The sequence below is a fragment of the Arthrobacter sp. ISL-69 genome (assembly GCF_018613775.1).
In the GTDB taxonomy this organism is placed as follows: domain Bacteria; phylum Actinomycetota; class Actinomycetes; order Actinomycetales; family Micrococcaceae; genus Arthrobacter.
This window is the reverse complement of record NZ_JAGGPO010000021.1, coordinates 53270-76909: the sequence shown is the minus strand read 5'-3', so window position 1 is coordinate 76909 and position 23640 is coordinate 53270. Positions and strand designations below refer to the sequence as shown.

Annotated in this window: 22 protein-coding genes; all 22 read right to left on the bottom strand. The window is 65.2% G+C overall.

Annotated elements, in window-relative coordinates:
• Positions 1-2 precede the first annotated feature (2 nt).
• On the bottom strand, positions 3-929 hold the full coding sequence (locus J7I79_RS16060) for an RluA family pseudouridine synthase (protein ID WP_214954849.1): 927 nt from the start codon (positions 927-929) through the stop codon (positions 3-5).
• A complete protein-coding gene (gene lspA / locus J7I79_RS16055) occupies positions 922-1488 on the bottom strand; it encodes a signal peptidase II (RefSeq protein WP_214954847.1) in 567 nt (188 codons plus the stop codon). The genes J7I79_RS16060 and lspA overlap by 8 nt, the downstream gene beginning before the upstream one ends.
• Before the next feature lie 133 nt (positions 1489-1621).
• The gene (locus J7I79_RS16050) at positions 1622-2320 is read right to left on the bottom strand and encodes a DivIVA domain-containing protein (protein WP_104175494.1); all 699 of its coding nucleotides are present in this window, start codon (positions 2318-2320) and stop codon (positions 1622-1624) included.
• A gap of 174 nt (positions 2321-2494) precedes the next feature.
• The gene (locus tag J7I79_RS16045) at positions 2495-2782 is read right to left on the bottom strand and encodes a YggT family protein (protein ID WP_104175493.1); all 288 of its coding nucleotides are present in this window, start codon (positions 2780-2782) and stop codon (positions 2495-2497) included.
• A 119-nt stretch (positions 2783-2901) separates the two neighbouring features.
• Complete coding sequence (locus J7I79_RS16040) at positions 2902-3438, bottom strand: cell division protein SepF (protein WP_214954845.1); 537 nt, start codon at positions 3436-3438, stop codon at positions 2902-2904.
• Between the two features lie 88 nt (positions 3439-3526).
• Positions 3527-4273 carry a YggS family pyridoxal phosphate-dependent enzyme gene (locus J7I79_RS16035; RefSeq protein WP_214954843.1) on the bottom strand — a complete coding sequence of 249 codons (747 nt, stop codon included), beginning with the start codon at positions 4271-4273 and terminating at the stop codon, positions 3527-3529.
• On the bottom strand, positions 4270-4989 hold the full coding sequence (locus J7I79_RS16030; protein WP_214954841.1) for a polyphenol oxidase family protein: 720 nt from the start codon (positions 4987-4989) through the stop codon (positions 4270-4272). The genes J7I79_RS16035 and J7I79_RS16030 overlap by 4 nt, the downstream gene beginning before the upstream one ends.
• 46 nt (positions 4990-5035) lie before the next feature.
• Positions 5036-6259, bottom strand: coding sequence for a cell division protein FtsZ (gene ftsZ / locus J7I79_RS16025; protein ID WP_104175489.1), 1224 nt, complete (start codon positions 6257-6259; stop codon positions 5036-5038).
• A 274-nt stretch (positions 6260-6533) separates the two neighbouring features.
• Positions 6534-7397 carry an FtsQ-type POTRA domain-containing protein gene (locus J7I79_RS16020; protein WP_214954839.1) on the bottom strand — a complete coding sequence of 288 codons (864 nt, stop codon included), beginning with the start codon at positions 7395-7397 and terminating at the stop codon, positions 6534-6536.
• Positions 7390-8793, bottom strand: a complete 1404-nt coding sequence (murC, locus tag J7I79_RS16015) for a UDP-N-acetylmuramate--L-alanine ligase (protein ID WP_214954837.1) — start codon at positions 8791-8793, stop codon at positions 7390-7392. Before murC ends, J7I79_RS16020 begins: the two co-directional genes overlap by 8 nt.
• Positions 8790-9890, bottom strand: coding sequence for an undecaprenyldiphospho-muramoylpentapeptide beta-N-acetylglucosaminyltransferase (gene murG / locus J7I79_RS16010; protein ID WP_214954835.1), 1101 nt, complete (start codon positions 9888-9890; stop codon positions 8790-8792). Before murG ends, murC begins: the two co-directional genes overlap by 4 nt.
• A 6-nt stretch (positions 9891-9896) precedes the next feature.
• A complete protein-coding gene (gene ftsW / locus J7I79_RS16005; protein WP_214954833.1) occupies positions 9897-11270 on the bottom strand; it encodes a putative lipid II flippase FtsW in 1374 nt (457 codons plus the stop codon).
• Positions 11271-11272: 2 nt separating this feature from the next.
• The gene (murD, locus tag J7I79_RS16000; RefSeq protein ID WP_214954831.1) at positions 11273-12874 is read right to left on the bottom strand and encodes a UDP-N-acetylmuramoyl-L-alanine--D-glutamate ligase; all 1602 of its coding nucleotides are present in this window, start codon (positions 12872-12874) and stop codon (positions 11273-11275) included.
• Positions 12856-13965 (bottom strand): phospho-N-acetylmuramoyl-pentapeptide-transferase, encoded by a 1110-nt coding sequence (mraY, locus tag J7I79_RS15995; RefSeq protein ID WP_104175483.1) that lies wholly within the window; start codon positions 13963-13965, stop codon positions 12856-12858. Before mraY ends, murD begins: the two co-directional genes overlap by 19 nt.
• Positions 13962-15437 carry a UDP-N-acetylmuramoyl-tripeptide--D-alanyl-D-alanine ligase gene (gene murF / locus J7I79_RS15990; protein WP_214954829.1) on the bottom strand — a complete coding sequence of 492 codons (1476 nt, stop codon included), beginning with the start codon at positions 15435-15437 and terminating at the stop codon, positions 13962-13964. Before murF ends, mraY begins: the two co-directional genes overlap by 4 nt.
• A 6-nt stretch (positions 15438-15443) precedes the next feature.
• Entirely contained in the window at positions 15444-17096 is a 1653-nt protein-coding gene (locus tag J7I79_RS15985; protein WP_214954827.1) for a UDP-N-acetylmuramoyl-L-alanyl-D-glutamate--2,6-diaminopimelate ligase, read from the bottom strand.
• Between the two features lie 77 nt (positions 17097-17173).
• Positions 17174-18976: a penicillin-binding protein 2 gene (locus J7I79_RS15980; RefSeq protein ID WP_214954825.1), complete on the bottom strand. Its 1803-nt coding sequence runs from the start codon at positions 18974-18976 to the stop codon at positions 17174-17176.
• 43 nt (positions 18977-19019) lie between these two features.
• A complete protein-coding gene (locus J7I79_RS15975; RefSeq protein ID WP_214954823.1) occupies positions 19020-19691 on the bottom strand; it encodes a hypothetical protein in 672 nt (223 codons plus the stop codon).
• Positions 19688-20686, bottom strand: coding sequence for a 16S rRNA (cytosine(1402)-N(4))-methyltransferase RsmH (gene rsmH / locus J7I79_RS15970; protein WP_214954822.1), 999 nt, complete (start codon positions 20684-20686; stop codon positions 19688-19690). The genes J7I79_RS15975 and rsmH overlap by 4 nt, the downstream gene beginning before the upstream one ends.
• A 167-nt stretch (positions 20687-20853) precedes the next feature.
• Positions 20854-21282 (bottom strand): division/cell wall cluster transcriptional repressor MraZ, encoded by a 429-nt coding sequence (gene mraZ / locus J7I79_RS15965; protein WP_028271726.1) that lies wholly within the window; start codon positions 21280-21282, stop codon positions 20854-20856.
• A 373-nt stretch (positions 21283-21655) separates the two neighbouring features.
• Positions 21656-22027 carry a DUF3040 domain-containing protein gene (locus J7I79_RS15960; RefSeq protein WP_214954820.1) on the bottom strand — a complete coding sequence of 124 codons (372 nt, stop codon included), beginning with the start codon at positions 22025-22027 and terminating at the stop codon, positions 21656-21658.
• A 315-nt stretch (positions 22028-22342) separates the two neighbouring features.
• Positions 22343-23569 carry a DNA polymerase IV gene (gene dinB / locus J7I79_RS15955; protein WP_214954818.1) on the bottom strand — a complete coding sequence of 409 codons (1227 nt, stop codon included), beginning with the start codon at positions 23567-23569 and terminating at the stop codon, positions 22343-22345.
• Positions 23570-23640 lie beyond the last annotated feature (71 nt).

Genomic DNA, 23640 nt, shown 5'->3' with positions numbered 1-23640 from the left:
GCTCAGGCCTGCCCGGAGGCAAGAATCTCCAGTGCGTAGGCCAGGTCCTGGGGGTATTCGCTGGTCACTGTCACCCGTTCCCCGGTCCGGGGACTGTCGAAGCCGAGCTGCCTGGCGTGCAGCCATTGCCGGGTCAGTCCCAGCGTGGCGGCCAGGCGCGGGTCCGCCCCGTACGTCAGGTCTCCCGCACACGGGTGCCGCAGGGCGGAGAAGTGCACGCGGATCTGGTGGGTCCGGCCGGTTTCCAGGTGGACTTCCACGAGCGATGCCTTGCCGAAGGCCTCCATGACTTCGTAGTGGGTCACGGAATCGCGGCCGTCTTCGAGGACGGCGAAGCGCCAGTCATGGCCGGGATGACGGCCGATGGGTGCATCGATGGTGCCCGCGAGGGGATCCGGGAGTCCCTGGACCACTGCGTGGTACACCTTGTCCACCGTGCGGTCCTTGAATGCGCGTTTGAGCGCCGTGTAGGCCCGTTCCGACTTGGCCACCACCATGACCCCGGATGTGCCGACGTCGAGGCGGTGCACAATGCCCGCACGTTCCGGTGCGCCCGACGTCGAGATCCGGTACCCCAGCCCGGCGAGGCCGCCCACAACGGTGGGTCCCACCCAGCCCGGGGACGGATGCGCGGCCACACCCACCGGCTTGTCGATGACCACGAAGTCCTCGTCGTCCAGCAGTACCTTAAGGCCTTCCACAACTTCCTCCACGACTTCCAGGGGGTCCCGCCGTTCGGGAACAACAACATCCAGCACGGTGCCGGAGGCGAGCTTCAGGGACTTGCCCACGGCTTTCCCGCCGGAGCTGACGTTTCCTTCGGCGATCAGCGTTGCCGCCTGCGAACGGGAGATGCCCATCAGCCGGGCGAGCCCCGCATCAACGCGCGTGCCGGCCAGCTCTTCAGGAACAGTGAGTTTCTCAGGCATTGGGGTCCTCCGCCGGTTTCTGGAGCCGTGAACCGTCAAGGGAAATTCCCCGGAGCGTCAGCAGGCAGATGATCACGACGGCGGAGACAACAGCCGAATCGGCAATATTGAAGATGGCGAAATTGGGCAGCTGGATAAAGTCCACCACATGGCCCATGGCGAACGACGGTTCGCGGAACAGCCGGTCCGTGAGGTTTCCCAGCGCGCCGCCCAGGAGCAGGCCGAGGGCCAGGGCCCACCAGGCGGATCCGAGCTTGCGCAGCTGGAAGAGAATGGCGATCGAAACGCCGGCCATGATGATGGTGAACACCCAGGTGACATTCTCGCCGATGGAAAACGCGGCACCCGAGTTCCGGATGTAGTACCAGTGCAGCAGCGGGGGCAGCACCGGTGTCCGCTCCCCCTCCACCATGGTGCTGGTGACCCAGAGTTTGGTGAGCTGATCGAAAACGTAGGCGAAAACGGCGAAGCCGGCGAAGAGCGTGAGCAGGGCCGCCTTTCGCGGCCGGGCTTGCGTCGGTGTCGGCTGCGCTGCGGCAGATGCTGTTTCGTCTGTCATAAAGCTTTCATTCAGGAGCCAGTCCCGGGACTGGAAGGAAGGTGCTCATGCCGGCCGGTGGTCGCACCGGTGGCGGTTAATGGCAAAAGCCGGTGGCCGAGGAGTCCTCAGCCACCGGCTTTCAGAATACTTGCTAAACGGCGGGGCTGCCGTCGCCGACCTCAGGGGCCGCTACGGAACCGCGGGCGTCCAGGTCGCGGAGCTGGCCTTCGATGTAGGCCTTCAGGCGTGAACGGTAGTCGCGCTCGAAGCCGCGCAGCTGCTCCACCTTGCGCTCCAGGACGGACCGCTGCTGTTCCAGGGCGCCGAGGATCTTGCGGGACTTCTCCTGCGCGTCGTTGACCAGGCTGCTGGCTTCGATCTGCGCTTCGGCGATGATCTTGTCCTTCTGCTGCTGGCCGTCGGCGACGTGCTTGTCGTGCATCTGCTGTGCCATGGCGAGGAGACCGGCAGCCGACTCGGCCGTCGGGTTAGCCACAGCAGGGGATGCCGCGGCGGGAACTGCTGCAAGAGCGGTTGCCGGCTCGGGAGCCTTCTTCTTGGCTTCAGCGGCCTTGGCCTCGGCTTCCGCCTTGGCCCGGGTCTCGTCCTTTTCGGCCTTGACCGGTGCAGGGACCTTTTCCACTACCGGCGCCGCTACTGCGGAGCTGGCAGGCGTGCCGGAGCCACCCTCGGCAAGCTTCTTGCGAAGCTCGTCGTTCTCCTGGTTCAGGCGGCGCAGTTCGACGACGATTTCGTCCAGGAAGTCGTCAACTTCATCCTGGTCGTAGCCTTCGCGGAACTTGGTCGGCTGAAAGCGCTTGTTGACAACGTCTTCTGGCGTCAAAGCCATCTGGTCACCTCGTTGGTCTAGTTAGTCAGTAGGCCTTCCGGCCGTCAAAACTACGGTACCTAAATATGGTCTGGTTCCTCTAATTCAACACTGAGGTGTCAAACCGGAGTTTCTACGCGATGCTGTGGATGACGGTTTCCCGCCCTGTTACTGCGCCGCAAGCTGTTATGAAAATTACGCGAAAGACCTCACGATTGCCATAGCCACGCTGATAGCGATGAACAACAGCAAAAACCCTAGATCCAGCGAAATGCCGCCCAGCCGCAAGGGCGGAATAAGGCGCCTCAGCACCTTCAGGGGCGGATCTGTGACGGAGTAGACAGTGTGGGCAGCCACCAGGGCGGCGCCGCGCGGCCTCCACTCACGTGCAAACATCTGCACCCAGTCGAAGACCAAACGGATGATCAAAGCCACAAATACGAATAACAAAGCGAGATAGACAAGTCCGAAAACAATTCCCATGACTTAACTCATATCTCCATGTTCATTCCGGATACCGAAGTGCCCTGTTGACGTTCTCTTATCTATTTCAGCACAGATGCCAGACAGGTGTCCTGTCTGGCATCCGCGTAAGTCCGGTGCTAGCTCTGGTTGAAGAAACTGGCCTGGGTCTCGCTGACCTTCTTGTCGTCACCGATGACCTCTACGTACGACGGCGACAACAGGAAGACCTTGTTCGTGACCCGCTCGATGCTGCCGCGGAGGCCAAACACGAGCCCGGCCGAGAAATCGACCAAACGCTTGGCGTCGGCCTCTCCCATGTCCGTGACGTTCATGATGACGGGGATGCCGTCACGGAAGCTTTCGCCGATCAGCTTGGCATCGTTGTAGGACCGCGGGTGGATCGTGGTGATCTGGCGGAGTCCGGTGGTCTCTTCGCGGCTCGAGGCCGCGCGCTTGATAGGTGTCACAGGTGCGCGATATTCCTCTTCGGCGGCGTGTGGAGTCGGAGTCTCCCGGGCGACCTCGCGGACGGGCGCCGGTGCCCGGCGTTCCTCGCGGTCATGCTCCATTGAATCGTCCTCGTCCCTATGCGGTGTGTGGTGCTCAGACTCGTAGTGTTCATCGCCATCGGCGAGCCCAAGATAGATCATTGTCTTGCGCAGAGCGCCAGCCATGGTCGACTCCTAATCGTGTCCGTAAGCGGGCCGCTGAGTTGACTTGACAGTATTGGAATCCCCGCCATTCTCTTCCAATGCTTTGACGCTACCGCAACGCAGGACGCGAACCCAATATATCCGAGCCAATCCTCAGGTGTGTCGCACCTGCCCTGACGGCGGATTCGAGGTCCTGGCTCATGCCCGCGGAAATGCCGGAAGCAGAGGGGTGGTCCTTCAGCAGCTGCGCCGAAATTTCGGCCAGCCTGCCGAAGGCAGCATCCGGATCGGAACCGAGCGGAGCCACTGCCATCAGGCCGGCAAGCACAAGCCCCTGCGATCCGGCCAGCTGGTCCGCCAGTGCCGGCACGTCCAAGCGGCTCGCGCCGCCGCGGTGGCTGCCGGCGTCGTCATCCAGGCTCACCTGGATGAAGCATTCGAGCGGGTCCCGGCCGGTCCGGTCCTGCTCCGTGACGATGGATCGGGCGAGTGCTGCTGCCAGCTGCGGCCGGTCCACGGAATGGATGGCGTGGGCATACCGCACCACGGACTTGGCCTTGTTGCTCTGCAGCTGGCCGACAAAATGCCACCGGAGCCCAAGGTCGCTGAGCCGGGCTGCCTTGTCTGACGCTTCCTGGTCCCTGTTCTCCCCCATATCAGTGACACCCAGGGCTGCCAGCCGCCGCACGTCATCGGCGGGGTGGAATTTGGTCACTACGATCAGTTCCGGCGGGTTGCCGTGCCGGCCGGAGGCGTCCGTGGCGGCGGAAATTCGGTGCCGGACCATGGCCAGGCGCCCCTGGAGTTCGAGCAGGCGCGGGTCGTCTGCCGCCGTCACGTCGCGGTGCTCGCTCATGTGGTCCAGACCAGCCCGGCGAACCGTCCGGTGTCCGGGTTGCCGCGATAGGAGAACAGCTCCTCGTTTTCGAGGGTGCACGGTCCGGAGTACTCCACGGTGACGCCGTCGGCTTCCAGCTGGCTGCGTGCCCCCGCCGGAAGATCAAGGCCGGGAGTGCCCCATGATGTTGTGGCCCAGGTTGCCGGTACGGCCGCCGCCACGTCCGCACGCATGCCTTCCGGCACCTCGTAGCAGGACCCGCAGATCGACGGACCGATCCAGGCCCGGATGCCTTCAGCCCCCTCGGCACGCATGCGCGCCAAGGTTGCGGGGATCACGCCGCCGGCAACACCCGGCCGGCCCGCATGGGCCACGCCCAGGACCGGGCGTCCCCCGGATGTTTCTCCGGCAAGGACCACGGGTACGCAGTCCGCCACCATCACGGCAAGCGGACGTCCGGCGGACACCATCGCGTCCGCAGTGGGGCCGCCTGCCGTCGGACTGCCTGCGGCGGTGCTGCCTGCCGTGGCGCCAATATAGGCCACGGCATTGCCGTGCACCTGGTTCATGTACTGGAAGCTGCCTGCCGCCAGGCCAACCTCCGCTTCAAGGAGTTCCCGCCGGCGACGCACTTCAGCCGGATCGTCGCCCACATGCAGGGCGAGGTTGCCGGCTCCGGCGTCGGTGAATGCCACCCAGACGCCAGGCCGGACCTCGGTTCGCCACCAAAACAATCAAAACACCGCTAACTGACTAGCTGACAAAGCGTCCAGCCGATTTTTACTTCAGGAAGTCGGGGACGTCCAGGTCATCCGAGCGGCTGCCGGAAAGATCCGGCTCCACGACGGACGGAAGGTCGACGTCGAATCCCGAGTCGGCGGGGACGGCGGAGGGGCGCTGCTGGCCCCAGTTGCTCAGGCCTGACGCCCCGATGCCGGCGTGCACGGGCTGGACATGCTGTGCCGGCGCCTGCGCGGGCGCAGGAGCGGAGGCGGGCGCGGCGGGACGCTGGGGGGCGGCCTGCGGCAGTGACTGGTCCATGGAGGGCGACGTCGCCTTGACGTCGTCGAAGCCCGCTGCGATCACGGTCACGCGGGCCTCGTCGCCGAGGGCGTCGTCGATGACGGCGCCGAAGATGATGTTGGCCTCCGGGTGGGCAACTTCCTGCACCAGGCGGGCCGCCTCGTTGATCTCGAAGAGGCCGAGGTCCGAGCCGCCCTGGATGGACAGCAGGACGCCGTGGGCGCCGTCGATCGATGCTTCCAGGAGGGGTGACGCGATGGCGAGTTCCGCGGCCTTGACTGCCCGGTCCTCTCCCCGCGCCGAGCCGATGCCCATCAGCGCGGAGCCTGCACCCTGCATCACGGACTTGACGTCCGCGAAGTCGAGGTTGATCAGGCCCGGGGTGGTGATCAGGTCGGTGATGCCCTGGACACCGGACAGCAGGACCTGGTCAGCGGAGCGGAATGCATCCAGGACAGAGACGTTGCGGTCGCTGATGGACAGCAGGCGGTCGTTGGGGATCACGATCAGGGTGTCGACTTCGTCGCGGAGGGCGTCGATGCCCGCCTCGGCGGAACCGGCACGACGGCGGCCCTCGAAGGTGAACGGGCGGGTGACGACACCGATGGTGAGGGCGCCGAGGGAGCGCGCAATGCGGGCAACCACAGGGGCGCCACCCGTGCCGGTGCCGCCGCCCTCGCCGGCCGTCACGAAGACCATGTCCGCGCCGCGGATGACCTCTTCGATCTCGTCAGCGTGGTCTTCTGCCGCCTGCTTGCCCACTTCGGGGTTCGCGCCTGCGCCAAGACCCCGGGTCAGCTCGCGTCCGACGTCAAGTTTGACGTCTGCGTCACTCATCAGAAGGGCCTGGGCATCGGTGTTGATTGCGATGAATTCGACACCGCGAAGACCGACCTCGATCATGCGGTTGACTGCGTTCACGCCACCGCCGCCGATGCCGACGACCTTGATGACGGCCAAGTAATTCTGCGGAGCTGCCACGTTACGTGTCCCTTGTTCGTGTCCTATTGCGAAAACTGATGGAGTCTTGCTTGAAAGTTCTAACCTTAACCTTCGACTTGAGGGTTATAGTTATGTCAAGTAACTCATGCTGTGACGCTATTTCCTATGCCTGAGACATTCAATGACCGGCACCGCGTGTCGTGGGAATACCCGCTAAATAGAGCGGAAATCGCCGTGGACCACTGCTGCCGGCCGGCTGGTTGCACAGCGCGCCTGAATGCCCGCCCCGGTGCTAATCCCGGGATTTCGTCCACTATCGTGTCACGGGATGCCGCGGCACGCTGACATCGTAGACCTGCACGGGGTTTTTCGGGTCCGCGGGCGCCTTAAGCAGGGCTTCGAGCACCTTCGCCTTGAGCTCCTTCTCCCCCGCATTGCCCCAGACAATTGTCTGTCCGTCCACCAGTTTGAGTTCGACCGCGTCCACGGACTTCGCGGAGGCATCGGACAGCTTCGCGAGCACATCGGCAGGCAGTGCGGCCAGTACTCCCGTGATGGCCTTGAAGAGATCCTTGCCGATCACTCCTGCCCCGCCGTCGATCACCGGCAGCTGGATGCTGGCGGGATCCGCGGTGGTGCCAAGCTGCACGCCGTCGACGTCGACCAGCTGGAAGACTTCCCCTTGCTTCACCAGGGCCACCGGTGTGCGTTCGCGGATGTGGACCACCAGCACCGACGGCGGCCGCGCCTCCGTGGTCACTTCCTTGACCTGGACAAGGGGCTCAAGCAGCTGCCTGACTTCGTCGTCGTGCACCTGGGGCAGCGGCTTGCCGTGCAGCGGTTCCAGCGCCCCCTGCACCTGCTCGGGCGTCAGCATTTTGGTGCCGTCCACCGAGACGGTCTGCACGGCGAACACGGGCGAGTAGACGGCCGCTGCGAGCATGCCCGCGACCAGCGCCGCTGCGATGCACGCAGCAAGGATGATGTTGCGGCGGATCCGTTTGCCTTTGGGCTCCGGAAAGGACAGGACGTTATCGGGAGCGGCAGGAGCCGCGGCTTCGGCGGCGGGCGCGGCCTTGGACGCGGAGATCACGTCCGCGCGTCCGCTGCCCGGATCGGCTTTTCCTTTCGACACCGTGCCACTGGTCTTGTAATTCGGCCGGCGGGTGCTAGCCACCGGGCGCCTCTGCCCGTAGGGCCTCCACAATCAGCGGGCCGTAGGCCGTGACGTCACCGGCGCCGGCCGTGAGCACAATGTCGCCAGGGGCCGCGTCCGCCACGATGGCACGGACTGCGTCTTCGGCGGAAACGAGCCGCCCGCCGCCGGACAGCCGGTCCCCGATCAGTTGGCTGCTGACGCCCGGAATCGGGTCTTCCCGGGCCGGATAGATGTCCAGGACCAGGGCGGTGTCTGCTGTGTTGAGAGCTTCGGCAAAGTCGGCCGCGAACTCGCGGGTGCGGGAAAACAGGTGCGGCTGGAACAGCACGTGCACCTTGTGGTTCCCTGCCACGGACCGTGCCCCGGCCAGCGCCGCCCGGACCTCCGTAGGGTGGTGCGCATAATCGTCATAGACCCGCACGCCCCGCCCCTCACCCTTGAACTCAAAACGGCGTGACGCACCGGAGAAACCCGCCAGTGCAGCCGATGCCGCTTCTGGCGCGACGCCGAGCTCCAGCGCCACGGCGAATGCTGCTGCAGCGTTGAGCGCATTGTGCCGGCCGGGGACCTGGAGCTCCAGCGCAAACTTCCCCGCAGGAGTGGATACCCAAACATCGCCGGGTCCGCCGTCGTGCAGCCGCAGCTGCGAATCCTCGGCGGTGCCGTAGAGCACCACCCTGGTGTTGCCCCGGGCAATGGTTCGCTCAGCGAGGGCACGGGCGCCGGAATCATCGGCGCAGGCCACAAGGACGCCGTCGTCTGGCAGGAGTTCGGTAAAGCGGTCAAACGAGGCATACACGGCTTCGGCGGTGCCGTAGTAGTCCAGGTGGTCGGGTTCCACATTGGTGACCACGGCAATCCGCGGACGGTAGTTGAGGAACGATCCGTCGGATTCGTCAGCCTCGGCAACAAAGATGTCCGACGTGCCGCTGGCGGCATTGACGCCCAGCGCCGGGACGTTGGCGCCGATGGCAAAAGTGGGATCCTGGCCGGCACCCTGCAGCAGGACCGTGATCATCGACGTCGTGGTCGATTTGCCGTGTGTTCCGGCCACCGTGACCACGCGGTCGTCCGCCATGGTTGCCGCGAGGGCCTCCGAGCGGTGGAGCACCGGCAGCCCGGCGGCATGCGCGGCCTGGAGCTCAGGGTTGTCGGCGCGGATGGCAGAGCCGGCCACTACCGTCTGGGCGGTTCCCAGGTTTCCGGCCTCATAGCCCACGAAGATGCCGGCACCGGCGGCAGCCAGGTCGGCCATGACGGGCAGGTCTTTGGCATCGGAGCCGGTGACCGGGATACCGCGGGCCACCATGATCCGGGCCACGGCGGACATGCCCACGCCGCCAATGCCGATGAAGTGCACGCGGCCCAGGGATTCCTGGCTCCTCGTACCGGAGCCGCCGGTGGATGTGGTCATTTGCTTACTGCTTCCAGGACAAGATCAGCCATTTGGCGATCGGCATTTCGGATACCCAGGGCTTCGGACTTCGACGCCATCGTGGCCAGCCGGGCCGGATCGGACAGCAGGGGGACGATCACTTTGCTGACCCATTCGGGTGTGAACGCTGCGTCGTCCACGACCAGCGCCCCGCCCGCCGCTACGGGGCCGGCGGCGTTCAGGGCCTGCTCGCCGTTGCCGATCGGGAGCGGAACGAAGACCGCAGGAACCCCCACGGCAGCGGTCTCGCAGACCGTGGCCGCGCCCGCACGGCCCAGCAGGAGGTCGGCCGCCGCGTAGATGTTCTCCATGCCGTCGACATACTCCACTTGGCGGTAGCCGTCCGCGGCGAGGGGCTTGCCATCGGCGTCGGGGACTGTCTTGCCTTTGCCGGTGATATGGAGGGTCTGGACACCTGCCGCGGCCAGGGCTTCCACGGACGCCGCGATCGTCCGGTTGATGCTCTGCGCACCGGATGAGCCGCCGGTGACAATGAGCGTTGGCCTGTCCTGGTCCAGCCCCAGCAGCTCACGTGCCGCCTGCCGTGCGGCGGCGCGGTCCAGCGCGGCGACTTCCCTGCGCATCGGCATGCCGACGTGCCTGGCCCCGCGGAGTTTCGTGCCGGCGAAGGCAACGGCAACGTGGCGGCTGAAGCGGGCGCCTACCTTGTTGGCCAGGCCGGCTCGGGTGTTGGCTTCATGGATAACTATGGGGATGCTGCGCCGCCAGGCGGCGATGTAGAGCGGTGTGCACACGTAGCCGCCGACGCCCACCAGGACGTCGGCTTCAGCGTCGTCGAGGATTTTTCCGGCCTGCCTGACCGCACCGGACAGCCGTCCCGGGAGCCGCAGCAGATCCAGGGATGGCTTGCGCGGAAACGGCACACGGCTGATGGTGGCCAGTTCCAGGCCGGCCGCAGGAACCAGTCTGGTCTCCATCCCGCTGGGCGTTCCCACAGCCAGGAGGCGCACCTCCGGGCGCACTGCCCGCAACGCGGCCGCTATAGCCAGGAGGGGACTGATGTGCCCCGCCGTTCCGCCGCCGGCGAGGACTACTGACAATGACTCGGCATTCATTAAGTGCTATTTACGCTTTCGTGTGGAGTGTGGGCGTCCGCCCTTGGTGCGGAACTTGAGCATCCGTTTGGGCTGGACGCCTGGCGCCATCTGTGCCCGTGCCAACGACAACACTACGCCGACGGCACACAGCGACATCAGCAGGGCCGATCCGCCGTAGGAAATGAATGGGAGCGGCACGCCGATGACGGGCACGAGGCCCGTGACCACGGACATGTTGACGGTGGCCTGGCCCAGGAGCCACACCATGATGGTCCCGGCAAGGACGCGGTGGAACAGATCCTCCTGCGCCACCACCACGCGGTAGATCGCAGCACCTAGGATGGCGAAGAGAATGAGCACGACGACGGTGCCCACGAGGCCGAGTTCCTCGCCGATGATCGCGAAGATGAAGTCGTTGTGGGCTTCGGGGATCCAGCTGTACTTCTGCCGGCTCTGGCCAAGGCCGACGCCCAGCCAGCCGCCGGAGGCCAGGCCGTATAGCCCGTTGGTTGACTGGTAGTTGGCATCGATCCCTTCGCCACAGGAGTTTCCGGTCCACCAGGACGTGATGCGGCACATCCGGTTGGAACTGGTCACGGCCATGAACCCGGCGCCGGCCACGGCGACCAAAGCCGCAATGCCGAACATGTACAGCGGAACACCGGCAAAGAACAGTGCGGCGGCCATGATCATCATGATGATCATGCCTGTGCCGAGGTCGTTTCCTGCCAGGACCAGCCCGATGATGCCGGCGGCTATGGGAAGGACCGGGACCACCACGTGCTGCCAGCGGTGGAGCAGCTTGGCCTTCACTGCAAGGACCGTGGCCATCCAGAGTGCCAGCGCCAGTTTGGCCGCCTCTGAGGGCTGGAAGGTGATGCCGCCGAACTCAATCCAGTTCTGGTTGCCGTTCGTGCTCGTACCGATCAGGAGCACAAGGACCAGGAGGACATAGGCCCCGGCGATCCCCGGCCAGGCGAGCCGTTTGAGCCAGACAACATTGACGCGCGAAAGCACGAACATCAGGAAAACCCCGATGGCGGCGAACATGCCCTGCTTGAGCGCGGCCGTGTACGGTGACTCGCCGGCGGCAATGGCTTCAACGCTGGACGCGGAAAGCACCATCATGATGCCGATGGCCGTGAGCGCGAGGGTGGAGCCAAGGATGAGGTAGTAAGTGGAACCGTTGCGTGACTTTCCGGTTCCTTCCAGCTTTGCCCAGAAGCTCCGGTACCCGCTGCGGAGTTTCGCCAGCGGGGGCACATGGCCCTTCCCGGCACTCCCGGACGCCTGAACCTTTGGCTTGGACCCGGCCGTCCTGGCTGTCCGCGACGACGCCGGGGGCCGCGTTGCGCCCCGCTGTTTGGCAGCCGGGGCACGGGTGGGCGTGCTGACCATTGTTACTCCTCGCCGGTCTGAGCCTGCCCTTCCACGAGCCCGCGGACAGCTTCAATGAAGGCGTCCCCACGGTGAGCGTAGGAAGAGAACTGATCCATGGAAGCAGCCGCCGGGGCCAGGAGCACAGTGTCCCCCGGAGAGGCCAGCTGTGCGGCAGCGGCAACGGCCTGGGCCATCACAGTTTCCCCGTAGATCGGCGAGGGCACTGCGCCGGCACCGGCCGCGTCGGCAGACTGCACATTTTCAGTGTCGCCCTTGGCGCGTCCGATAACGGGGACATCCGGTGCGTGTCGCTTGAGGGCATCCGTGAGCGCAGCGGTGTCCGCTCCGATCAGGACTACGGCCTTGAGCCGCGGGGCCTGGTCCTTGACAAGTTCGTCATAGCTCACACCCTTGGAGAGGCCGCCTGCGATCCAGATGACGTTGCTGAAAGCGGACAGCGACGCCGCCGCGGCGTGCGGATTCGTGGCTTTGGAGTCGTTGACCCACAGCACATCGTTGTGGCGGGCGACGAGCTGGATGCGATGGGCTCCCGGGATGTAGTTCTTCAGACCCTGCCGGACGGCCTGCGGCTCCACGTCGTAGGCCCGGACCAGGGCCGCTGCGGCAAGGGCGTTGGCCACCATGTGGCGCGGTGCCACCGGGCCGAGGTCCGCCATGGCGGCAAGTTCGGCAGCGCTGTCCTTGCGTCCGGGGATGAAGGCCCGGTCCACCAGGAGGCCTTCAACCACCCCGAGCATGCTGATGGCGGGCGTCACGGTGGTGAAGCCCACGGCCCGGCATCCTTCCACGACATCCGCGTTCTCCACCATGCGTTCGGTTTCGATCTGCTCGGCGTTGTAGATGCAGGCCTTTTGGGTCCGTTCGTAGACCTTCGCCTTGTCGGCGAGGTACGAAGTGTAGGAGCCGTGCCAGTCCACGTGGTCCTCAGCGACGTTGAGGCAGACGCTGGCGACCGGTGAGACGGAGTGGCTCCAGTGCAGCTGGAAGCTCGAAAGCTCCACGGCGAGGACGTCGTACTCCACCGGGTCACGCAGGGCGTCCAGGATGGGCGTTCCCACGTTGCCGACGGCGATGGCTTTGAGCCCGGCGGCCTGCAGCATGGATTCGGTCAGGCCAACGGTTGTGGTCTTCCCGTTCGTTCCGGTGATGGTCAGCCAGTCCGCGGTCTTGCGGCCCTCCCGCTCACGCACGCGCCAGGCGAGTTCCACGTCGCCCCAGACGGGGATATGGGTCCGTGCAGCCAGCGCGAGCAGGGCCTGGTCCGGGCGCCAACCCGGGGAGGTCACAATGAGTTCCGGTTTCTGGCCGTCGATCTTCGGCATGGAGTGCACCGCGTCCTCGCCGAGCAGGACATCCACGGCACCGACGATTTTCAGGGTGTCCGCCTGGGCCTTGGCGATGGGACTGGTGGCGGCGTCAACCACCACAACCCGGGCGCCGAGTTCGATCAGGGTGTCTGCGGCGGCGAACCCGGAGACGCCTATTCCCGTCACGACGACCCGGAGTCCGGCCCAGTCCGAGTCCCAGCTCACCAGGTTATCGAGCCGGGGCGATGTTGCCAGCGGTGAAGGTATAGGACTGCTCACAGCAGGACCACCCATTCTGCGTAGAAGATACCGAGGCCCGCGGCGACGAAGAGGCCGCCGAGGATCCAGAACCGGACCACAACGGTGACTTCCGCCCAGCCCTTGAGTTCAAAATGGTGCTGTAGCGGAGCCATTTTGAAGAAACGCTTGCCCTTGGTGATCTTGAAGTAGCCCACCTGGATGATCACCGACAGCGTGATGAGGACGAAGAGGCCGCCGATGAAGGCGAGCAGCAGTTCGGTCCGGGACAGGATCGCGAAACCGGCGACCGCGCCGCCGATGGCCAGCGAACCGGTGTCGCCCATGAAGATCTTGGCCGGCGACGTGTTCCACCACAGGAAGCCCACCAGCGCTGCGCTGAGGATGGCTGCAAGGAGCGCGAGGTCCAGCGGGTCGCGGACGGTGTAGCAGCCGCCGCCGGCCTGCCGCGGAGAGCCGCAGGCCTGGTTGCTCTGCCAGATTCCCATCAGCGTGTACGCGCCGAACACCATGACCGAAGCTCCGGCCGCGAGCCCGTCCAGGCCGTCGGTCAGGTTCACGCCGTTGGTGGCCGCCGTGACGATCAGGTTGGACCACAGGACGAACAGGATGGCACCGAGGACGGTCCCGCCGAAGGCGAGGTTCAGCCACGGGATGTCCCGTACCAGGGAGATCTGCGTGGATGCCGGCGTCAGGCCATTCTCATCCGGAAAGTTCAGGGCCATCACGGCGAAAATGATGCCGACGGCTGCCTGGAGTATCAGTTTGGCCTTGGCGTCCAGGCCGAGGCTGCGCTGCTTGGAGATCTTGATGAAGTCGTCCAGGAACCCCACCAGCCCCATGCCCACCATCAGGAACAGGAGGAGCAGGGCGGAGGCGGACGGCCCGGGCGACCGCGGGTTCATCATCCACATGATGAGGTGCGTCAGCGCGTAGCTCAGCAGTACCGCAAACACGACGACTGTGCCGCCCATGGTCGGCGTGCCGCGCTTGGTGTGGTGCGACGTGGGGCCGTCGTCGCGGATGAACTGGCCGTAGCTCTTCCGGACGAGGAGACGGATAAACAGCGGGGTTCCCACCAAGGCAAACAGCAGGGCCAGGCCAGCGCCGATGAGCAGTGCAATCACAGCGACTCGCTCCCTTCAGTGGCGGTTGCTTGGGTTTGTGGAGGTAATGCTATCCGATCCCCTAAATGCCTCAGCCCAACACTGTTGGAGGACTTGAAGAGGACCAGGTCGCCGGGTTCAAGCTCGTTTTGGAGGAGGTCAAAGGCCTCGTCCGCGGTCTCGGTGAAGACGCATTCGTCTCCCCAGGAGCCTTCGTTGACGGCCGAGACGTAGAGTGAACGCGCCTCGCGGCCGACCACGACGAGACGGGAGATGTTGAGCCTGACCACTTGGGTGCCGACGGCCATGTGCTCCCGGATGGAATCGGAGCCCAGTTCCAGCATGGCCCCGAGCACCGCCCAGGTGCGGCGGCCGCGGCCGAGGTCGGCCAGCGTCCGCAGGGCGGCCCGCATTGATTCGGGGTTGGCGTTGTAGGCGTCATTGATGATGGTGACGCCGTCCGCGCGCTCCGTGCGTTCCATCCGCCAGCGGCTGGCGGCCGACTGGGCGCTGAGGGAAGCCGCGATCCGCTCCCCCGGGACCCCCGCCGCATAGGCCGCTCCGGCCGCTGCCAGGAGGTTGGTCACGTGGTGCGCGCCGATGAGGCGGCTGCGGACCTGATACCCCGCGGCCTCATCCGGGAAGAAGAGTTCAAACTCCGGGTTTCCGGTTGCGTTCGTTTCCACGTGCGTGGCGCGAAGCCCGGCGTCCGGGATGTCTTCGGCGGCCTGCGCGGAGAAGCCCAGCACGTTGGCGGTAGTCCTGCCCGTCATTCCGGCAACGCGGCCGTCATCGAGGTTGATGACCGCGGTTCCGCTTTCAGGGAGGGCCTCGATCAGTTCCCCCTTGGCAACGGCGATGTTGTCCACTCCGCCGAATTCACCGGCATGGGCGGTTCCGATGCCCAGGACCACGCCGATCCGGGGCCGGACCATGTCCGCGAGATAGCGGATGTGGCCGATCCCGGTGGCACCCATCTCGATCACCAGGTATCGGGTGTCGAATCCGGCCTTGAAAACGGTCAGCGGTACACCCACCTCGCCGTTGTAGGAGCCCTGGGGCGAAACGGTGTTGCCTTCCGCGGCGAGGATTCCGGCGAGCAGGTCCTTGGTGGTGGTCTTGCCGGCGGATCCGGTGATGCCAATAACGGTGAAGCCGGAGCCCTCGGCCTCACGGCGGGCCCGGATCCGGCGGACGTGTTCGGCAGCCAGTGCGCCCATAGCGAGGACAGCGTCCTTCACCACGATGGTGGGATATGGGTTTCCGGAATCGTCGTGAACGTCACGTTCCACCAGGGCAAGGACAGCGCCGCGTTCAAAGGCCGCACCGATGAAGTCGTGGCCGTCAGCGGTCTCGCCGGGCTTGGCCACATAGAGGGATCCCTCCGTGGCCTCCCGGGAATCCGTGACCACCGCGACGGGCGTGATGGTCGGGAGGGCGGCAAGTCGGCCGTCTGTAATTTCGGCAATTTCCGCCGCAGTAAGTGCAATCATCTCGGTCTAGGACTCTATCCGCTCGTCATTCAGAACGGTGAATCCGCGGTCTGTCAAGGCCTCGCGGAGCTCCACCCTGTCGTCGAGCGCCAGATTGACGCCTTTGACTTCCTGCCAGACCTCGTGGCCGCGTCCGGCCACGAGGATCGTGTCCCGCTGATCGGCCATGTCAACGGCTTGCCGGATGGCTGCGTCGCGCGGGTACGACTCAAGGATCGTGCATCCGAGGCCTTCGGTTTCCTGGGCGTGCCGGGCGCCCGCCAGGACGTCGGCACGGATGGCAGCGGCGTCCTCGTCGTGGGGGTCGTCGTCGCTGACGATGACCACGTCCGCAAGGCGCGCGGCGATGGCCCCCATGGCCGGCCGCTTGCCCTGGTCCCGCTGCCCTGTGGCCCCGAAGACCACGATCACCCTCGAGCCGGGCTCCGGTGAGCGCACGGCTTCCAGCGCACGCTGGAGGGCGTCCGGGTTGTGGGCAAAGTCGACGACGGCGGCCGGTGCCGTGGAAACAAGCTGCATGCGTCCGGGTACGGCTACGGTGAACGGATCGGCCGAGTCGAGCACTGACTGCAGCGTTTCAGCGTCGACTCCGCTGGCCAGCACCATAAGGGTCGCGAGGGCCGCGTTGGAGACGTTGAAGCCCCCGGGCAGGCCCGTATGGACACGCAGTTCCGTGCCGTCACGGTGGCTCAGCCGGAATTCAGTGCCAAGCCCCCGCGGTGCGGTGGCAGTGACGGTCCAGTCGGCGGCAGATGCTGACGGGTCGGTGCCTTCGGCCGTGGCCAGGGTGGTGACCGGAATGGCTGCGCCGGCCGCGAGGCGTCTGCCCCATTCGTCGTCGATGGTGATGACCGCTGACCTGGCGCGGAGTGGTGTGAACAGCTCCGCCTTGGTCTGGAAATAGTCCTCCATGGTGCCGTGGAGGTCCAGGTGGTCCTGGGTCAGGTTGGTGAAGCCGGCGACGTCGAACTGCACCCCGTCCACCCGGTGGAACGACACTGCGTGCGAGGAAACCTCCATGGAGGCAGCGTCCAGGCCGCGTTCGCGCATGAGCGCCAGCAGGGCGTGGATGTCCGTGGATTCGGGCGTTGTGAGCAGGCTGGGAATCGGCTGGCCGCCGGCCACGATCTCGATGGTGCCGATCAGCCCGGTCTTGCGGCCCAGCGCCTGAAGCAGCGCGTTGATGAAGTAGGTGGTGGTGGTCTTGCCGTTGGTGCCGGTGACGCCGAACAGTGACGGAGCGGCGCCCGTTTCCGGGCGGCTCTGGTAGATCAGCGCCGCGAGGCCGCCGACGGCGCTGCGGGGCTGGTTAACCACCAGAACCGGCACGGGAGTGTCTGCAGACAGCGCGAGGAGCCGCGCGCCGTCGTCGTCCGTCACGACCGCAACCGCCCCCGCCGAGACGGCCTGGGATACGAAGTCCGCCCCGTGCCGGGCTGCGCCGGGCAGCGCGACGTACAGGTCGCCCGGCTGCACCGTTCGCGAGTTCAGCGAAATGCCGGTGACGGGTATGGAGCTGGAGGCCCCGGGAACTACGACGCCGACAGACTCGCCGATGGTGCCCAGGGGCACCGCGGCAACGGCCGTCGGCCGGAAGCCGGAACCGGATTCCGTGCCGTTCGTCGCGTCGGTGCTGCCTGGGGCATGGTGCTCTGACAAGTGGATCTCCGTTGGTGCTAGTGGATCACACCGGGCGTAGGGGAAGTTCCCCTGATGCGTGCGATGTTGTGGACGTGCTACTTGACGTACTGGGGCAGCCTGACCGGCTCGCCCGTTGATGGCGGAACGTTGTAAGTCCGCAGAACCTGGCTCATCACCGAGCGGAACACCGGACCGTTGGTGATTCCGTAGATGCTGCCTTTGGGGCGCTGCAGGACAACTTCAACAATAAACCGAGGATCGTCCATCGGCGCCATCCCCACCATGGACGCCGTGTACCCGCAGTACCCGGACTTGCCGTCGTCGCACGGTGATTCGGACGTTCCGGTCTTGGCCCCGACGCGGTACCCGTCAATGGCCGCGTCCTTGATCTGGCCCTCGGTCACGGCGCTCTCCAGGATGTCCCGCACCTGCTTCGCGGTCTCCGGAGACACGACCTGACGGCTTTCCTTCGCGGGGACCTTTTCCTCGGTTCCATCGGGGTTGATGTAGCTGTCAATCAGGCGCGGCTGGAGCATCACGCCGCCGTTGGCAATGGACTGGTACGCGCGGACGGTCTGCAGCGTGGATTGCGAGACCCCCTGTCCGAACAGGACGGTGTACTCCTGCCGGCCGTCCCACTGATCGGCCGGGGTGAGGATGCCGCCGGCTTCGGCGGGCAGCCCGATGTCGGGTGCCTCGCCGATGCCGAACTTCTGCAGCCAGTCGTGGCGCTGTTCCTTGGTGAGGCGCGAACCCGCCATGACAGTTCCGGTGTTCATGGACCAGCCAAGGATTCCGGCCAGCGTCCGTTCCTCGGTGCCATGGTCGAAGGAGTCCGTGAAGACCTGGCCGTCCACTACAAGGGATGACGGGATCGTGAAATGGTCGAGCGGGCTGGACTTGCCCTCTTCGATCACGGCGGCCGCCGTGATCATCTTTTCCACCGAGCCGGGCTCGTAGGCGGCAGTCACCGAACGGACGCCACGGTCCTTGGCAGCCACCTTGCCGGGGTCGTTGGGATCCGGGGCGTTGGTGTCCGCCATGGCGATGATGTTGCCGGTCTTGATGTCCTGGACGATGATGACGCCCCATTCGGCGCTCAGCTTGTCCGACTGGCTCTGGATGGCCTGCTGCGCGAAGTATTGGAGGTCCGAATTGAGGGTAAGCCTGATGTCCTTGCCGTTGACGGCCGGAGTCAGCTCGTCCACGCCCACCGGGATGCGCAGGCCGTCGGCGCCAATTTCAAAAAGCCGCTTGCCGGGAGTTCCCTTGAGGACTTCGTCCTGGGTCTGTTCCAGTCCCGCCTGGCCGCTGGCTCCGTCCTGCAGGAATCCGACGATCCCGCCGGCCACTGAGCCGTTCGGGTAAACGCGCTTGCTGGTGCCGACGGTGACTATTCCCGGGATCTGGAGCTTGGAGATCCGGTCCTCCATGTCGGGCTTGAGGTCCTTCGCCACGATGTAATAGGGCTTCTCCCCCGTCAGGGCGTCCTTGATGTCCTCGGGATTCTGTCCCAGGACAGCAGCCAGCTCCTCGATGCCCTTGTCCCTGGAGACAGTAACGAGCTCTTCCTTCTCACCGACGGTGTCCAGTCGCCTGAACGACTCGGTCTTGGTGTTGACCCGCTGATCCACCACCACGTTGTAACGGATCACGCTGTCGGCCAGGACCGTCCCGTTCGCGTCCAGGATGCTGCCACGTTCGGCAGGGAGCTCGATCGGGGTCAGGCGGTTGTTCAGTGCCGCCTCAGCCATCCCGCCGATGTCCAGCCCCTGGACCATGAACAGCTTGCCGCCAACCACAAGCAACAGTGCCAGCATCATGCCCAGTCCGAGGCGGAGCCTCCTGGTGGCGTTGGGCACTTTTGCGGTTGTCTTCTTGCCCGTGCTCTGCGCCACGATGAGTCCTTGCTGGTTGCGTGCTGGTGGTCAGTCCTGTCAGTTACTGTCCCGGCGTCTTTTGCTTCGGCGCCGGAACGGAACCTCCGTGGAGATCAACCGCGGGCTTTGGCGCAGCGGCGGCCGGGGCTGCTGCCGCCGGTGCCGCTGGTGCGGGCTGTTTAGCGGCCTCAGCTTCCGCCGGTTTGCGGGCAGCCAGCGGATCCTTGGTGGTGGCGGGCGGGACGACAGTGAGCTGTCCGGCGACAGCGGGCGCTGCAATGACGGCGCCCGGCTTGTCACCCTTGGCCGCCGGTTTGGGGGTGCCGCTGACCGTCAACGTGGACAGGTCGATCTGGCCCTTGCCGGTGGAAGCAACCATGCCCAATTCTGCGGCCTTGGCAGCCAGGTTCTGCGGAGCATCGAAGTTCTGGACCTGCTGAGTCAGGTCCTGGTTCTGTTTCGTCAGCGTGGACTGGTCGCTCCGCAACTGCACCAACTGGTACTGGGCAGTGGAGACGGAGATGTTCAGGACCAGGACAGCCATCAGAGCAACAGCCAGCAGGGCGAAGCAGAGCACAACGAAGGGGGCCCGGCGCTTGCGCGGCGTGGAGCGGACTACCGACAGCGGCGTCCGCAGCTTCCGTTCGGAACCTCCGTCAGGCTTGAGCCCCGTGAGGGCACGGGCCGCCGTGCCGGACACGGCTGGGAAGTTCTTGGCAGCGGCGGTGCTCATGCGGCCCTCCTGGCTCTGATTCGTTCAACTGCGCGCAACCTGGCGGACGCTGCGCGTGGGTTTTCGGCGATTTCGTCGGCAGTGGGCACCTCGGTGCCCTTGGTCAAGGTCTTGAGTTCGGCCTTATGCTCTTCCAGCTCCACCGGGAAGCCCAGCGGCGCCGACGACTTTGAGCCGGCCTGGAAGACCTTCTTGACGATCTTGTCTTCCAGCGAGTGGTACGACATGACCACCACGCGGCCTCCCATGGCCAGGGCGTCCACGGCAGCAGGCACCGCGCGCTCCAACACATCGAGTTCTTCGTTGACTTCGATCCGCAGTGCCTGGAAGGTCCGCTTGGCCGGGTGTCCGCCGGTCTTTGCCGCCCCTGACGGGACAACGGCGCGAATGGTGTCAACGAGTTCACCCGTGGTGGCGAAAGGCTTCGCCTCGCGCGCCGCCACTATGCGGTTCGCAATTCTCCCGGCAAACTTCTCCTCACCCCATTTGCGGATGATGCGGACCAGATCCTCTTCGCTGTAGTTGTTCACCACGTCCGCGGCCGTCTGTCCCCGGCTCGTGTCCATGCGCATATCCAGGGGCGCATCAAAGGAGTAGGCAAACCCGCGCTCACGCTCGTCGAGCTGCAGGGAGGAAACCCCCAGGTCCATGAGCACGCCGTGGACCTCGGTGACGCCAAGCTCCCGGAGAACATCGGGGATTTCGTCGTAGACAGCGTGCACCAGGTCAGTCCGGCCGGTGAAGGCTTTCAAACGCTCGCCGGCGAGGGCCAGCGCTTCCTCGTCGCGGTCGATTCCGATCAGGTGTACGTCCGGGAACCGCTGGAGCAGGGCTTCGGAGTGGCCGCCCATCCCGAGGGTTGCATCGATGACCACGGGGCTGTCGCCGCGTTGGCGTGCTGCCTCGATACCCGGGGCCAACAAATTGATGCACCGGTCCTTGAGGACCGGTACATGGCGTTCGGACGTGGGTTTTGGCTGGTTGGGATCGCTCATACCGTTGTCCTTTCTTGCCGTTGTGCCTCGGGGGTGTTTCTTAAGCCAGATCCCCATCCGCGCCTATCCCAGCGTCCGCCTGGCTCCGGGGAAGTGAGCCAGGAAAACGTTCGGATGGGCGGCTGGAGATCTCGTTCAAGAAGCGCTTCCGTCGTCGCCTCCGGGCTTCAGAAGATTCCCGGGATGGCGTCGTCGGTTTCGGAGAAGGAGGTTTCCTTCTCCGCCAGGTACTCATTCCAGGCCTGGGCATCCCAGATCTCCGCCCGGGAGCCGGCGCCAATGACGGCAAGCTCCCTGCCAAGACCTGCATATGCCCGGAGTGCGGGAGGAATAGTCACGCGCCCCTGCTTGTCAGGTACCTCGTCCGAGGCTCCAGAGAGGAAAACCCGGATGTAGTCACGAGTCTGCTTGGAGGAGATGGGCGCCTCCCGCATTTGCTCGTGAATCCGTTCGAATTCCCGCTCACTGAAGACGTAGATGCAACGTTCCTGGCCCCTTGTGAGTACCAGTCCGCTGGCAAGTTCCTCACGGAACTTCGCTGGGAGGATGATCCGCCCCTTTTCGTCCAAACGCGGCGAGTGAGTGCCAAGAAACATGGCCACCCGCCTGTCTGTCGTCAGGAGCTGCACGTCCCCTGTGCTGCCACTACCCTCTTACTCGCTCCACTTTACTCCACATCGCTCCACAGTCAACGCGACACGAAAGATTCATCCCGGGATTGGACGAATAATCCCCCGGAAATACAGGGGTCCGGGGGCGTGGTGGAAAGTGGAGGGGTTATGGCGTTGAGTGGCGCACACGGACGTCCCCTGGGAGGACGACGGCAGGAGTCCGCACCCACCACGATGGGCCTCCGGGAACGCCGCCCCGGATTGTCGGCGTTTAAAAGCAAAAGACCCGCCGGGGCGGGTCTTCATGCGCGCCTGCCGGAGGCAGGGTGGTGCGAAGTGGAGCGTTAGCGAACGGCTGTCACGGTTCGCCGCGGCGGCGTTCGTCCCAGCGTTCCTCAAGGCCGCTCATGAATGAACTGCGCCCCTTGCCGGTTTTCTTGGCGCCGGAGGATTTCCCTTTCCCGGCGGCGGAACTACGCATCGTTGCGAAATAGACTCCGGCTCCCATCACAATGAAACCGAGGACACCAACAAAAATGCTCTGAAGTGATACGCCCACCAGCAGGAGGAGAACACCGGCCAGGGTGGCCAGCACGCCCATCACGATATGGCGCGTGGACCAGTTGCGGCCCGGATCCGATCCCATTGAGTTGGCAAACTTTGGATCGTCCTCGTGCAGCTGCTTCTCCAGCTGCTCGAGCAACTTCTGTTCGTGCTCCGAGAGCGGCATCACGACCTCCTTAAGTCGGCCAACGTCCGGACGTGCCGTGGCCTCTGGTTCTCAATCCGATAACGTCCGGCATGCGCAGGAGGTTCCCGGCCACCGTATACCGGAGGACCCGGGATCCACGCATTCGGACGACGGACTGATGCAGCTGGCTGTTCAGTAATTCCAGACGTTCGAAATCTACGTATATCTAAGGATAGTTTGTTGTGCCCTGTTCTGAAAGACGCTGCGGGCGGGGCCGGGCGGGGGCACAGGGGCATTGTCCGCCGGGGAGCCCGGAATGCCTCCCGGAAACCCTTCCGGGGGCGGGTACCCCGCTCAGTCGGCGGTGTTGAGCGGGTTCAGCAGCCGCGCCGGAAGCACCGATTTCGAGCCGAACTTCTCAGCCACCCTGTCCAGGGCCTGTTCCGCCGCTCGCCAATTGTCATCGCGGCGGTCCAGGCTGAGCTGCAGTGAAGTGTGGGCGGCATCCTCGAGCTGCTCCGCCCTCACTCCGACAAGGCGGACTGTCATGGGCCGCGTGCCCAGCGATTCGAGGAGCTGAACGGTAACGGCATAGATCAGCTGAGCACTGTCAACCGGGGCGTGCACGGTCCTGCTGCGTGTGATGGTGGAGAAATCGGCGTAGCGGAGTTTGAGTGAGATGGTCCTGGCAACCATTCCTGTGCTTCGGAGCCGCTCGGCCGTCCGGTGCGACAAACGCAGCAGCTCCCGGTGCAGGAGCACGTCATCGGCCGTATCCACAGCGAACGTTTCCTCGGCACCTATGCTCTTCTCCAGGCGGACCGGAGTCACCGGCCGGGGGTCAATCCCCCACGAAAGCCTATAGACGTGCTCGCCGGAGGCCCCCAGCGATTTCTTCAGCGAGGCCGGCGGCGTCGCGGCCACATCCGCCACAGTCCGGATTCCCATACGCGCCAATACCTCTACTGTCTTGGCTCCGACGCCCCAGAGCGCGTTGACCGGAAGACTGTGCAGGTAGGCAACTGTCTCATCGGGCGCGATGAGCAGGAGTCCGTCCGGCTTGCAGCGGGTGGAGGCTATCTTGGCCACAAATTTGCTGGCAGCTATGCCGACGGATGCGGTGATGCCGAGCTCGCCCAGCACGCGCCGGCGGATAATCTCGCCGATCTCGCGCGGACTTCCCAGCCGCCGGATGGCCCCGCCGACGTCGAGGAAGGCTTCGTCGACGCTGAGGGGCTCCACGAGGTCCGTGATGGACCCGAAGATCGCCATCAGCTGCGCGGAAACCTCATAGTAGAGCTTGTGCCGGGGTTCGATGATGATTGCCGAGGGGCACATGCGCGCCGCGACCGCCATGGGCATCGCGGACTTCACCCCGAAGGCCCGGGCTTCATAGGAGGCGGACAGGACAACCGACCGCTCCGCCGGGTAACCGACGATCACCGGTTTTCCACGCAGGCCCGGACGGCTCCGGAGTTCCACCGAGACGAAAAAAGCGTCCATGTCCACATGCAGGATGCTGCTTCGACGGAGCTCCCTGAGGGTCGCTTCGAGCTTCTGTTTATCCTGTTCCGACCCCACGCCTACAATCCTATGCCGTGGGACTGACTAAACTGGAGGCTGAATCCGGCGTCAACACCAGGAGGACAGTT